Annotated in this window: 1 protein-coding gene; it reads right to left on the bottom strand. The window is 30.9% G+C overall.

What is annotated here, in order from left to right; all coding sequences use genetic code 11:
* Positions 1-243, bottom strand: a 243-nt coding sequence (locus tag HMPREF3029_RS02590; protein WP_168165491.1) for a toprim domain-containing protein, incomplete at both ends; no start/stop codon positions are given.

Here is a 243-nt window from a genome sequence, read left to right on the forward strand (position 1 = left end):
TTAATGGAATATTTTTCTCATGTTCTTGATAAGCGTGACCATTTCTTCTTACTAATTCATCATTCCAATCTTTCACATTTTCTTTTTTAGGTGGCACAGCAAAATATATCGACATTTCTCCGTGTTCACGGTGAACTAAATTATTTTCAATTTTATCTTGATTAAATTTTAATCCTGCTTCATCATTATCTACTGCATACACTACGTTGGGTATCTTTCCTGTATTTTGACCAACTTCTAAAA

Source organism: Nosocomiicoccus sp. HMSC059G07, from assembly GCF_001815515.1.
Lineage (GTDB): Bacteria > Bacillota > Bacilli > Staphylococcales > Salinicoccaceae > Nosocomiicoccus > Nosocomiicoccus ampullae_A.